The 10,642-nt window shown below is 64.7% G+C and carries 9 protein-coding genes; 3 read left to right on the top strand and 6 right to left on the bottom strand.

Going from position 1 to position 10,642, the window contains the following annotated elements:
- Nucleotides 1-110: 110 nt before the first annotated feature.
- Nucleotides 111-1,466 carry a sigma-54-dependent transcriptional regulator gene (locus tag BQ8794_RS29200; protein WP_077382341.1) on the bottom strand — a complete coding sequence of 452 codons (1,356 nt, stop codon included), beginning with the start codon at nucleotides 1,464-1,466 and terminating at the stop codon, nucleotides 111-113.
- 13 nt (nucleotides 1,467-1,479) lie between these two features.
- A complete protein-coding gene (locus BQ8794_RS29205; RefSeq protein ID WP_174654552.1) occupies nucleotides 1,480-3,339 on the bottom strand; it encodes a sensor histidine kinase in 1,860 nt (619 codons plus the stop codon).
- Between the two features lie 240 nt (nucleotides 3,340-3,579).
- On the opposite strand from BQ8794_RS29205, the gene BQ8794_RS29210 reads away from it, so the two are divergent.
- From BQ8794_RS29210 to BQ8794_RS29220, 3 genes are all read left to right on the top strand, one after another.
- Entirely contained in the window at nucleotides 3,580-4,911 is a 1,332-nt protein-coding gene (locus tag BQ8794_RS29210) for a dicarboxylate/amino acid:cation symporter (RefSeq protein WP_077383442.1), read from the top strand.
- A gap of 155 nt (nucleotides 4,912-5,066) precedes the next feature.
- On the top strand, nucleotides 5,067-5,231 hold the full coding sequence (locus tag BQ8794_RS29215; protein WP_167378884.1) for a hypothetical protein: 165 nt from the start codon (nucleotides 5,067-5,069) through the stop codon (nucleotides 5,229-5,231).
- A 144-nt stretch (nucleotides 5,232-5,375) separates the two neighbouring features.
- The gene (locus BQ8794_RS29220) at nucleotides 5,376-6,440 is read left to right on the top strand and encodes a glycosyltransferase family 2 protein (protein ID WP_077382347.1); all 1,065 of its coding nucleotides are present in this window, start codon (nucleotides 5,376-5,378) and stop codon (nucleotides 6,438-6,440) included.
- Between the two features lie 51 nt (nucleotides 6,441-6,491).
- Here the strand turns inward: BQ8794_RS29220 and BQ8794_RS29225 are convergent, their stop codons facing one another.
- The 4 genes from BQ8794_RS29225 to BQ8794_RS29240 form a co-directional block, all read right to left on the bottom strand.
- A complete protein-coding gene (locus BQ8794_RS29225) occupies nucleotides 6,492-7,298 on the bottom strand; it encodes an ABC transporter permease (protein WP_077382350.1) in 807 nt (268 codons plus the stop codon).
- Nucleotides 7,298-8,131, bottom strand: coding sequence for an ABC transporter permease (locus tag BQ8794_RS29230; protein ID WP_077382353.1), 834 nt, complete (start codon nucleotides 8,129-8,131; stop codon nucleotides 7,298-7,300). The genes BQ8794_RS29225 and BQ8794_RS29230 overlap by 1 nt, the downstream gene beginning before the upstream one ends.
- 24 nt (nucleotides 8,132-8,155) lie before the next feature.
- Nucleotides 8,156-9,268, bottom strand: a complete 1,113-nt coding sequence (locus tag BQ8794_RS29235) for an ABC transporter substrate-binding protein (protein ID WP_077383444.1) — start codon at nucleotides 9,266-9,268, stop codon at nucleotides 8,156-8,158.
- A 92-nt stretch (nucleotides 9,269-9,360) separates the two neighbouring features.
- Nucleotides 9,361-10,455 carry an ABC transporter ATP-binding protein gene (locus BQ8794_RS29240; protein WP_077382356.1) on the bottom strand — a complete coding sequence of 365 codons (1,095 nt, stop codon included), beginning with the start codon at nucleotides 10,453-10,455 and terminating at the stop codon, nucleotides 9,361-9,363.
- Between the last annotated feature and the right edge of the window lie 187 nt (nucleotides 10,456-10,642).

Genomic DNA, 10,642 nt, shown 5'->3' on the forward strand with positions numbered 1-10,642 from the left:
AACTTTCCCCGGACAGCCCTGCCGCAAGGGGGAGATTGGATGCCGCTTCGGCTTTCGCCAACCACGAGCGCTGGAAGCCAGGGCAGAGGGCACCCGGCCTGTCGGCCCTACTACCTGGAAAACTCGCTGCGCACGATGCCGTGGCGCTGGAGCTTGTCGTAGAAGGTCTTGCGCGGAATCCCCAATGCTTCGATGGTGCGCCTGACGTCGCCCTCGTTGCGGTTAAGCGTCTCGCGGATGATGTCGGCCTCGTAGCGCTCCAGCCGCTCCGGCAGCTTCATGGCGGCGTCCGGCGGGGCTGGGGCAGGGGATGGGACTCCAGCGTCTTCCTCCAGTCCAAGCACGAAGCGTTCGGCGAAATGCGCGAGCTCGCGCACATTGCCCGGCCAGTCATGGTCGCTCAGATGGCGGTGCACCGCGGCCGGCACCGCCGGCAGCGGACGCCGGAAGCGGGCGGCGGCGCGCTCGGCGAAGTAGAAGAACAGCAGGGCGACGTCGTCGCGGCGCTCGCGCAGCGGCGGAATGGAGATCGTTACCACGTTGAGCCGGTAATAAAGGTCCTCGCGGAACGTGCCGCGCTGGCGCGGATCGCCGAGATCGACCTTGGCGGCCGCAACGACGCGCAGGTCGACCGGCCGCATTTCGTTGGTGCCGAGCGGGGTGACCTCGCGCATTTCCAGCACGCGCAGCATCTGCACCTGTGTCGAGACCGGCATGCTTTCGATCTCGTCGAGGAACAGCGTGCCGCCGCTGGCATGCTCGATACGGCCGATCCGCTTCTTCTGCGCCCCGGTGAAGGCGCCGGCCTCGTGGCCGAACAATTCGCTCTCGATGACCGTTTCGGGCAGCGTGCCGCAGTTCAGCGCAACGAAATTGCCCTTGGCGCGGCGACTCCAGCGATGCAAAAGGCTCGCCACCACTTCCTTGCCGGAGCCGGTTTCGCCGGTCACCAGCACGTCGACATCGGTGTCGGCGATCTGGCGCAGCGTGCGGCGCAGCCTTTCCATCGCCGGCGTCTGGCCGATCAGCGGCAGGCCGTCCTGCGCCTCTCCGGCCGCCTCGCGCAAGGCGCGGTTCTCCATCACCAGACGGCGCTTTTCCGCGGCGCGGCGCACGCTCTGCACCAGCCGGTCAGCGGCGAAGGGTTTTGTGATGAAGTCGTAGGCGCCGTCCTTGATCGCCTTGACGGCAACCGCGATGTCGCCATGCCCAGTGACGAGGATGACCGGAATGTCCGGGTCCAGCCTCAGGATGCGGTCGAAAAGCTGCAAGCCGTCAATCTGAGGCATGCGGATATCCGACACCACCACGCCGGCAAAACCGGCGTCGAGCCTGGCCAGCGCCTCGGCCGCCACCGAAAAAGCCGAGACCGAAAAGCCGGCAAGCTCAAGCGTCTGCGCGGTGGCCTTGAGGAGATCGCTGTCGTCATCGACCAAGATGACCGGCGCTGCGTCGTCGTTCGTCATGCTGCCTTGGCCACTATGCTGCTTTCAAGAGATGGATGATGAAGCGGGTGCCGCTGCCGTCGCTCGAAACCTCGATGCGTCCGCCGTAGTCGGCGACGATATCCTTCGAGATGACAAGGCCAAGACCGAGGCCTTTTTCCTTGGATGTGTTGAACGGCGTGAACAGCGATTTGAGAATCCCTGGCGGAATGCCAGGTCCGTTATCGGACACGCCGACCGTCACGCCGTCCGCGGTCTCCTCGACCGAAACCCGCACGTGGGCGTCGTTGCGGCCTTCCAGCGCTTCAAGCGCGTTCTGGAAGAGGTTGATCAGCACCTGTTCGAGCCGGACCCGGTTGCCCATGACCTTGAGGCTCGGCGGTGGCAGGTCGATCGCCAGTGCGTCGAGCCGGCCGGCAAAGCGGCTTCTCAACAGCACGACGGCGCCCTCGATGACACCGCGCAATTCGACAGGCTCGGCGGCGGTGCGGCCCTTCCGGGCAAAGGCCTTCAATTCTTCGGTGATGGTGCCGATGCGCTCGGTCAGTGCTGCGATGGCGCCGAGGTTTTCCTCGGCGGGCGCGGTCTGCTTCCTGTCGAGGAAGACGCGGGCGTTGTCGGCATAGGCGCGTATGGTGGCAACCGGCTGGTTGATCTCATGGGCGACGCCGGCGGCGACCTGGCCGAGGATGGCGAGGCGGTTGGCCTGGACCAGATCCTGCTGCACCACCTGCAGCTTGGCTTCCGTGCTGCGATGGTCTGATATCTCCGCCTGCAGCCGGTCGCGGGCGCGGCTCAGATCCTCGGTTCGTTCAACGACGCGGCGCTCGAGTTCGGTGCGCGCCGCCTGTTCGGCGGCGATCCGCATTTGTCCCGACTGCCGGCGCCACAACAGATACGCAGCAAGGCCGAGCAACGGGACCAAGACGCCGAGCGCAAGGAGCCGCATTTCACGGGCCGCGGCGGCGATCGGCGCCTCGGCCGGGACGAGATAGTCGAGCCGCCAGGGGGTCGAAGGAACCGGGGCTGAAAGCCGGAGATATTCCGCGTCGCTGCCGCCGGGCGTCACCGCGTGGACGATGGATGTGTCCGGGCTGAGCGCCTTCGGGCGCGTGATCGGCAACGGCATCAGCGGTGCATCGCCGAACTGCTGGCTGTTCTGGATGGCGGCAAGATCAGGCCCGGCAAGCGGCGCCGTCGTCATGAAGCGCCAGGACCGCACGCTGGTGATCAGGACGATACCACGCTCGTCGCTGACATAGGCCGGGCGGTTCACCTCGTGCCAGTCGGCCTCGAGCTGATCGAACTCCGCCTTGACGACGACGACGCCCAGCGGTGCGGCAGCATCGCCGACGCGGCGCGAGATGTAGAGGCCTGGGCGTTTGCTGACATTGCCAAGCGCGAAATATTCGGCGGTTCCCGATTGCATCGCCCCGGAGAAATAGTCGCGGAACCGGTAGTCGTTGCCGACGAAGCTGATCGGCTCGCGCCAGTTGCTGGAGGCGATCGCCAGCCCGTCGGTGCCGATGACATAGAGCACCGAGGCCTTGGTGCCGGAGACCAGCCCTTCAAGCTTGCGGTTCAGCACATCGATTGCAGCAGCACTTTTCAGCGCCAGCGCGTCGCGCACCTGCTGGTCTTCCGACAAAAGCAGGGGCAGGGCGCGCGGGCTTTCCAGAACGGCGCGCAATAGCGCAACCTTCAGATTGGCGTCGGTGCGGCCCTGCGCCGCCAGTGTCCCGAGCTCGGTGGTGCGGCCATAGAGACCGGCGCCGTAAAGTGCGGCCGTGGCCGTCGCAAGGGCGATGGCCGCAAACAGCAGCCAGGCACGGCGCGCTCGCCTGCCAAGTTGCTCGGGCGTCGAAGGCAAGGCAGCGGCGGGGCGTTGCAGCATCGCCCATTTGTGCATGATTTCGCACAAAGCACAATTCGGCCATGCGAACATCCGCACTTTGTGAGGGCAAAGCCAAAAGTTTGAGTTCGAGGATACTCAACAAAATCAAAACGATAGCCTCTTCAACGCAGTCTGGCACGGCAGTTGCAAACACGACTTCAGCGGTCGCGAGGCTGCTGGGGGTCAAATGCAAACGCTCCGGGAGGTCGAGCTTTCGATCGGAGCACAATGGAGGACGTCATGCAGACAGCATTCGCTGCCGCCGCGCCGCGCGGCAAACTTCCGTTCTACCGGCATCTCTATGTGCAGGTGCTGGCGGCGATCGCCGCCGGCGTGCTGCTCAGCCACTTCTATCCCGAAACCGGTGAGGCGATGAAGCCGTTCGGCGACGCCTTCATCAAGCTGGTGAAGATGGTGATCGCGCCGGTGATCTTCCTGACGGTGGCGACCGGCATCGCCGGCGTTTCCGACCTGCAGAAGGTGGGCCGCGTCGCCGGCAAGGCGATGATCTACTTCCTGGCATTCTCGACCTTGGCGCTTGTCGTCGGCCTCGTCGTCTCGAACGTCGTCCAGCCGGGCGCCGGCATGCATATCGATCCGGCCACGCTCGATGCCACAAAGGTGGCGACCTACACCGAAAAAGCGCACGACACCAGCATCGTCGGTTTCCTGATGAACATCATCCCCGACACCATCACCGGCGCTTTCGCAAAGGGCGACATCCTGCAGGTGCTGTTCTTTTCGGTGCTGTTCGGGCTCGCTCTTGCCGCGGTCGGCGATCGCGGCCGCCCGGTCGTCGATTTCCTGCAGGCATTGACCACGCCGATCTTCCGCCTCGTCGCCATCCTGATGAAAGCCGCGCCGATCGGCGCTTTCGGCGCCATGGCCTTCACCATCGGCAAATACGGCATCGGCTCGATCGCCAACCTCGCCATGCTGATCGGCACATTCTACCTGACATCGCTGCTGTTCGTGCTGGTGGTGCTCGGCGCGGTTGCCCGCTACAACGGCTTCTCGATCCTGGCGCTGATCCGCTACATCAAGGAAGAGTTGCTGCTGGTGCTCGGCACCTCGTCCTCGGAAGCGGCACTGCCGGGCCTGATGGCCAAGATGGAGCGCGCCGGCTGCAACCGCTCGGTGGTCGGGCTGGTCGTCCCGACCGGCTATTCCTTCAACCTCGACGGCACCAATATCTACATGACGCTGGCCGCGCTGTTCATCGCCCAGGCGACCGACACACCGCTGACCTTCGGCGACCAGATTCTGCTGCTCGCCGTCGCCATGCTGAGCTCCAAGGGCGCTGCCGGCATCACCGGCGCCGGCTTCATCACGCTGGCCGCGACGCTCTCGGTCGTGCCCGCAGTGCCGGTCGCCGGCATGGCGCTGATCCTCGGCGTCGACCGCTTCATGTCGGAATGCCGGGCGCTGACCAACTTCATCGGCAATGCGGTGGCGACCGTGGTCGTGGCGCGCTGGGAAGGGGAACTCGACCAGACCAGGTTCGCTGCCGCGATGGCCGGCGACTTGCCGGAGGAAGCCGATCTGTCGCTGCCGGGGCTGCAGGCCGCCTGAACCGTTCAGGCTGCACGGTCATATCCCGAAGCCGGCTGCCGCCGGCTTCGGGATAGCCGCCGCCAACCTCCAACATCTGCGATTATCCACAGTCCACGCCGCTGCGCGCTGCCTCAGATGTAACAGACTTGTGAGTCTTGTTCTTGGTGCGGGGCTTGTTCCAGCCGTATTTGAAGGTCAGTATCCGCGATGCCTTCAAGGCGCCCGTCCACCTCGATCCCGACCTGATCGCGACCGAAGGGCGAGACATTTCCGTCGGGCTCGGTTGCGACCGGCCGAAAACCGTCGGAGCTTTTGCTGCCGCCGACCCACGCTCTTGACCAAGGCGGCAGCCCTCGAAGGCGAGCCCGTCGCCTGAGGGAAGCCGCAGGCTTTTCCTCAGGGAACTCGTCGGACACTTGAAGAGGCGGCAGGCCCGTGAGCGGGCTTTGCCGAAACCAAAGCAAGATGCGAGGTCAAATGCGATGCAGCCTGTCCCGAGTATTCCGGTATCCATCATCATCCCGAACTACAATTACGCGCGCTTCCTCAAACGCAGCATCGACAGCGCCCTGGAACAAGACTACGCGGATGTCGAAGTCATCGTCGTCGACGATGCATCGCAGGACAATTCCACGACAATCATGGAATCATATGGGGACAGGATCCTCGCTTGCCCGCGCGCGCAAAATGGCGGGCATGCGGCGGCGTTCAACACCGGGTTTGCGGCAAGCTCGGGCAAGATCGTCCTGTTCCTCGACGCCGACGACTATCTCTATCCAACCGCCGTCTCGACGATCGTCGACACCTGGGATGCGGCAACCGCCCAGGTGCAGTCCAGGCTGCATATCGTCGACGAACGACAACGCATCAAGGACGTCTTTCCGCCGCCCGAACTGCCCTTCGACAGCGGTGATGTCATGCCGAAACTGCTGCACAAGGGCCGCTATCAGACGACTGTGACCAGCGGGCTGGCCTTTGATCGCACAACCCTCGAATCGATCATGCCTATACCGGAGGCGGAGTTCCGCCAGGGCGCCGATGGCTACCTTGCAACGCTGGCGCCCATGTACGGACACGTCCAGTCCATCGACGAATGCGTCGGCGCCTACCGGATCCACGGCGCCAACCATTCGGTGTTCGGTGAAATGCTCGCCGAGCGGGCACGCTGGCGGGTAACCCACGATTTTCGCCGCATGCAGGCGCTGTCGGATCAAGCCTCCGGGATCGGCCTGACCATCGTGCCGTCGGAGGCTGTCCGCCACGATCCGGTCCACCTGGAAGAGCGGCTGGCGTCGCTGTGCGCGGACAGGCGCCGGCACCCCGTGGCCAATGATTCCCGGCTGGCGCTTGGGGCGGCGGGCGCCGTCGCCAGCCTCGAAATGACCGCGTCCCTGCGCCGGCGCGCCGTCCTTGCCGCCTGGTTCCTGTCGGTCGGGGTGTTGCCGCGGAAAATGGCGACGGCGGTGCTGTCGTGGAAGCTCGACGCCTCGTCTAGACCGGCATTCCTTAGCCGTCTGTCCAAGACAATCCGCCACGCCATGGGGTAGAAGAAGCTTGGAAAACAAATCAAGTCAAAGGTTGGCAATCCTTCGCGCCCCCTACTGCCCCCCGCGCAGCCTGACCACGGCACTGCGCGCCGCCAGCACCAGCACCGTGATGATGATCAGGATCACCGAGAGGGCGGCGATCGCCGGGTCGATGTTGTCGCGCAGGCCCATCCACATCAGCCTGGGCAGCGTGATGGCGTTGACCGAGGTGATGAACAGGGTGACGCCGATCTCTTCCCAGGACAGCACGAACGACAGCAGGGCGGCGGTGACGATGCCGAATTTGATGTTGGGCATGATGATGCGGGTGGCGCGCTCCCACACCGTGGCGCCGAGACCGCGCGCGGCAAGGTCGATGCGCCGGTCGAGCTGGCTGAGCGACACCAGGATCAGCACCGTTGCGAAGGGCACCGTCATCACCGCATGCGCCATGGCGACACCGAGCCAGGTGTCGTAGCCGAAGAACGAAGAGACGCCGGAGATCGAGGTCAGCAGGAAGTAGAGCGTGATCGCCGAGACCACCGGCGGCACCACCATCGGCAGCAGCACGAAGCCGACCAGCGCGGCGGTGAAGCGCGGCTGGAACATCCACACACCGAGGCTGAAGCACAGCGCCAGCACGGTGGAAAAGGCGCTGCTGACGACGCCGATCCTGATCGAGAGCAGGATCGAATTGATCCAGCGCGGATCTTCGATCAGCGCCCGGTAGTGACGCAGCGACAATTCGCCGGACGGCATCGCCAGCATGCGGGTCGGCGTCAGCGACACCGGGATGACGGCAAGCAGCGGCAACAGCAGGAACAGCGCCACCAGTGCGGCGAGGATCAGCGAGACGGGGCCGGGGCGGTAGGTCGGCATCAGATCAGCTGCTTCGGTCTGACATAGCGGAACAGCAGCGCCATCAGCGCGCCGACGAACAGCACCAGCACGACGCTGATCGCCGCCCCCAGCCCCCAATCCGGGCTCTGGAAGATGCGCAGATAGATCAGCTCGGCGACCATCACGCTGCGGCCGCCGCCGAGGATCGCCGGCGTCACGAAGAAGCCGAGCGAAAAGACGAAGACGATGAGCGCCGAGCCGATGATGCCGGAGCGGGTCATCGGCACGAACACCGACCAGAAGGTGCGCATGCGGCTGGAGCCGAGCCCGCGCGCCGCCAGCAGCACGCGGTCGTCGAGGCTGTGCATCGAAGACGCCAGTGGAAACACGGCGAAAGGAATAAGGAAATGCGTCATGCCGACGATGACGCCGAATTCGTTGCGCACCAGCGTCAGCGGTTCTGAGATGAAGCCGATCGCCTGCAGCCAGGTGTTGAACAGGCCGCGATTGGAAAGCAGCGCCACCCAGCCGAAGGCGCGCGTCAGCACCGAGATCCAGAACGGCACCAGGATGCAGAACTCGGCGATCACGCGCTGCGCCGGCGTGCCGCGCACCCACACCACGGTGATGGCGTAGGCGGCGGCAACCGAAACGATCGTGACGATTGCAGCGATGCGCAGCGTGCGGACAAACACCGACTGCACCAGCGGGTCGCTAAGCAGCGTGCCATATTGCCCGAGCCCCGGCTCGGGCAGGGTGAAGCTCCAATTGACGACGCCGAAGAATGGCCAGGCATAGGCGGCGCCAAGGAACAGCAGCAGCGGCGCCATCAACAGCGCCGCGCCCATCCTGTCGGAGAGATATGCTTTCATCTCGGCTCCGGTTATCCCGGTCTATCAGGCGGAGATGATCTTCGTGTATTCGTCGAGTGCGGCCCCGTAGTTCTTGGCGTACCACTCCATGTCGAGCGGGATCTGCTTCTTCATGTTTTCGGGGTCGACCGGGTTGATGCGCTTCTTGTCGGCGGGGATCAGCGCGTCGGTGGCCGGATTGGCCGGGCCCTGGCCGAGCTTGTCGAACATGATGAGCTGCTTTTCCGGATCCTGGGCGCTGGCAATGAACTTCATCGCCGCGTCCTTGCCGCCGGGATTGCCTTTGAGCACGGCGAGCGCGCCGGGCGAGATCAGGCCCTGGTCCCAGATGAACTTGATCTTGCCGCCGGAATCCTGCTCGATCAGCGAGGCGCGCGTCGACCAGACGATGGCCATCGAAGCCTCGCCGTCGAGCAGCACGCTCTGGCTTTCGGCGCCGCCGCCCCAATAGGCAACGACATTCTCCTTGAAGGCGGCGATCTTGTCATGCGCGCGCTTGAGGTCGAGCGGGTAGAGCGAGGCCGGCGCGATGCCGTCGGCCAGCAGTGCCGCTTCCCAGCTCGACACGCCCCATTTGTAGAGCGAGCGCTTGCCGGGGAATTTCGTCACGTCGAAGAAGTCGGCCATGCCGGTCGGCGCCTGGCTGCCGAATTTCTCGGAATCATAGGCGATGACATAGGAGAAGAAATAGGTCGAGGCGGCGTGCTCCCAGCCGAAGCCCTCGCGCATCTTCTTCTTGTCGACGATCGAATAGTCGATCGGCTCGAGCATGCCCTGCGCGCCGAGCGTGATCGCCGAGAACGGGTCGACGTCGACCAGGTCCCAGGTCGGGGCGCCGCTCTTGAACTGCGCCGCAATCGCGCCCTCGGTCGGGCCGGAGCCGTCCATCTTGACGGTGATGCCGGTCTCTTTGGTGAAGGCCTGGCCATAGGCCGCGTCATAGGCGGTGATGGCGTCGCCGCCCCAATTGACCAGCACCAGTTCCTTGGCCTGCGCGAAGGCGCCGGTCGAGCGCAGCAGCATCGGCGTGCCGGCCAGCACGAGTGCGGCCAGCTGCGTGAACTGCCGGCGCGAGATCTCGCCGCGCACCGCCCTGGCGGACAGCGTCTCGATGGCGTGTTTCCTGGTTTCGCTCATCTCTGAATTGTTTGTCATGTCAGTTCCCCTTTTTTGTCGTTGATATTTCCCGAAAGCCGGCCTGGCGAATTTCAGCTTCGCCACGCCGATCGTCATTGTCCTCCGTCCGGAAGGAGGAAACCTTTTTCCGCAGGCCATGTCAGCCATACGGAATTTCCCTTGCTGAGTGCCGAAGCGGCGACCTCGTTCGGCACCGAGACCGTCACCTTGGCACCTTGGCGCGTGGTGAGATCGAGCCGCGTCGCAGCGCCGAGATAGGTCGAGGCGACCGCAGTCGCGGCGATGCCGTTCTCGCCGGCTGTCGCTTCGGGCGCGATCGACATGTATTCGGGCCGGATCGCCAGAATGGCGTTGCTGCCGACGGCGCTTGCATTACCGCGCAGGGTGATGGTGCGGTCTTCGCACAGGCCTGTGGCGCCGTTGTCGGCGTTGCGCACGCCCTTCAGCGGCAGCATGTTGATCTCACCGAGGAACTCGGCGACGAAGCGGTTGGCCGGCCGGTCGTAGACCTCGTCAGGCGCGCCGACCTGCAGCAACTTGCCGTGGTTGAAGATGGCGACGCGCGACGATAGCGCCAGCGCCTCGCTCTGGTCATGGGTGACGAAGACGAAGGTGGTGCCGGTTTCCTGGTGCAGCCGCTTCATCTCGGCCTGCATCTGGCCGCGCAAGCCCTTGTCGAGCGCCGAGAACGGCTCGTCGAGCAAAAGCACACCCGGCTCGAACACCAGTGCGCGGGCCAGCGCCACACGCTGCTGCTGGCCGCCGGACAATTGCGACGGCAGTTTCTTCTCGTGGCCCTTCAGCCCGACGCGCTCGATCATCTCGCTGACGCGGCGCTTGATCTCGGCCGCCGACTTCTTGCGCACCTTGAGCGGGAAGGCGATGTTGGCCTCGACGCTCATATGCGGGAACAGGGCGTAGCCTTGGAAAACCATGCCGGCGGCGCGCTGCTCGGCCGGCCGCTCGGTGATATCGACGCCATCACTGTAAAGGCGGCCGTCGGTCGGCTGCACGAAACCGGCAAGGATCATCAGGAAGGTGGTCTTGCCCGAACCCGACGGCCCGAGCAGGGTCAGGAACTCACCGCGGCCGATATCGAGCGTCAGATCGTCCAGTGCACGGAACGAGCCGAAGCTCTTGCCGATCCCGATTGCCTTGATCTCTGCGGCACGGCCGGGTTGCTGCATCCTGCCTTGTCCTCAATGCTGATTGAAATCGTAGGCAGGGCGGCGGCTCACCGCAACCGAATAGTTTTCGCCTGATCGGCAAATTTGATTCATCTGTTGTCGACGTGGGAGAGGCGAGCGGGACGCTCGATCAGCCAATCTCCCCCCGTGTGGGGGAGATGTCCGGCAGGACAGAGGGGGGCGATAT

The organism is Mesorhizobium prunaredense (genome assembly GCF_900156895.1).
In the GTDB taxonomy this organism is placed as follows: Bacteria; Pseudomonadota; Alphaproteobacteria; order Rhizobiales; family Rhizobiaceae; genus Mesorhizobium; species Mesorhizobium prunaredense.

Excerpts from the sequence above, each read along its gene's own strand:
- BQ8794_RS29230 (WP_077382353.1), bottom strand. The coding sequence starts at position 8,131 with ATGAAAGCATATCTCTCCGACAGGATGGGCGCGGCGCTGTTGATGGCG.
- BQ8794_RS29200 (WP_077382341.1), bottom strand. The coding sequence starts at position 1,466 with ATGACGAACGACGACGCAGCGCCGGTCATCTTGGTCGATGACGACAGC.
- BQ8794_RS29205 (WP_174654552.1), bottom strand. The coding sequence starts at position 3,339 with ATGCTGCAACGCCCCGCCGCTGCCTTGCCTTCGACGCCCGAGCAACTT.
- BQ8794_RS29235 (WP_077383444.1), bottom strand. The coding sequence starts at position 9,268 with ATGAGCGAAACCAGGAAACACGCCATCGAGACGCTGTCCGCCAGGGCG.
- BQ8794_RS29220 (WP_077382347.1), top strand. The coding sequence starts at position 5,376 with ATGCAGCCTGTCCCGAGTATTCCGGTATCCATCATCATCCCGAACTAC.
- BQ8794_RS29240 (WP_077382356.1), bottom strand. The coding sequence starts at position 10,455 with ATGCAGCAACCCGGCCGTGCCGCAGAGATCAAGGCAATCGGGATCGGC.
- BQ8794_RS29210 (WP_077383442.1), top strand. The coding sequence starts at position 3,580 with ATGCAGACAGCATTCGCTGCCGCCGCGCCGCGCGGCAAACTTCCGTTC.
- BQ8794_RS29225 (WP_077382350.1), bottom strand. The coding sequence starts at position 7,298 with ATGCCGACCTACCGCCCCGGCCCCGTCTCGCTGATCCTCGCCGCACTG.